The organism is Bacillus sp. AP50 (assembly GCF_040492675.1).
In the GTDB taxonomy this organism is placed as follows: Bacteria; Bacillota; Bacilli; order Bacillales; family Bacillaceae_G; genus Bacillus_A; species Bacillus_A cereus.
On the sequence record NZ_JBEUTW010000618.1, the window covers coordinates 1 to 1,470 of the forward strand.

Below are 1,470 nucleotides of genomic sequence, written 5' to 3' on the forward strand. Positions count from 1 at the left end.
TTTTTGAAAAATGGTTAAAAAAGAACGAGATTGTTTAAAGATAAAACAAAAAGGAGATTGCTATCTTATAAAATAGCAATCTCCTTTTATTATAGTAAACTTATTTACTTGCTTTCATTGCTTTATCTTTTGCACCAAAAGTGTATTTTAACATTGGTGGTGTAATCATTGTAGTTAAAATAACGACAATAACGATTGCTGTAAAGTAATCTTGTGCCAATAGACCTGAAGAAAGTCCTGTTCCTGCAATGATAAGTGCAACTTCACCACGAGAAACCATACCAGAACCGATAATTGCAGAAGACTTAGCATCAAATCCAGTCATGCGTGCACCAACACCACAACCAATTAGTTTCGTTAATACAGCGATTACTGTTAATGCTAAGATGAACCAAATTTGATTGCCAATACCGTCAAATGTAATATTCATACCGATACTAACGAAGAATACCGGAACGAACATAGCGTAAGCAATTGGTTCTACTTTCTTTTCTACTTCATGTTTGTAGTTTGTTTGAGAAATTGCAATACCAGCAGCGAAAGCACCGATAATACCAGCAATTCCTAATAGTTCGCCGAAATATGCGAATGAGAAACAGATGATAAGAGCTGCGCTCACGATAGACTCAGATACGCGCAGTGGTGACAACCAACGCATAATTGCTGGAACACCTTTCCATCCGATTAAAATAATAGAAGCGAAGAATACTACTTTCTTCAAGATAACCATTGTTAAGTTAACATCATCAGTGCCTAAGAAGCTCATTGCGAATGCTAATAAAATAACAACAAGAATATCATCAAATACAGCGGCTCCAAGCATCGTCGTACTTTCACGTGTTTTCATTTTACCTAAATCACGAAGTGTTTGTACGGAAATACTAACACTTGTCGCACATAGAAGTAATCCTAAGAATACAGCGTTTCCTTGTTCCATTCCCATAACAAGGCCGGAAACGTAACCACCTACGAATGGAAGAATAATACCTCCGAGTGCAACTGCTAAAGAAGAATTACGATTGGCGTTTAATTCTTCTAAGTCTGTTTCAAGTCCAGCCATAAACATTAGAAGAATAACCCCGACATTACTTAATTGAGTTAGAAGCTCTGAATTTTCAATCCAGCCTAATACAGCTGGACCGATAACGATACCGACAATTAATTTACCTAGTACAGAAGGTTGACCTAATCTAACACTAAGATCACCAGCAAGCTTTGTACTTAATAAAATAAGTGCAATTTGAAAGAAAAATTCGAATTCCATCTGATCCTCTCCTCATCATTTTTAGTTTTATCATACGATTTCTCGGAATTTGCCTAATGAAAATATGTAAAACCCATTAAACAAAAGGGTCTTATTACAAGTTCTTTTGAACTTGTAATTTGAACCTGTAATTAATATATAATAGATTTTATAAAAAATCAATGAAAAAATGGGAGCTTTTTTAGAGAGAGACGGTGTTATTAGAG

At 35.1% G+C, this 1,470-nt stretch carries 1 protein-coding gene; it reads right to left on the bottom strand.

All coding sequences use genetic code 11. The features are described from left to right. Positions 1-100: 100 nt before the first annotated feature. A complete protein-coding gene (locus tag ABWK52_RS27405) occupies positions 101-1,264 on the bottom strand; it encodes a cation:proton antiporter (RefSeq protein ID WP_000393905.1) in 1,164 nt (387 codons plus the stop codon). Positions 1,265-1,470: the final 206 nt, after the last annotated feature.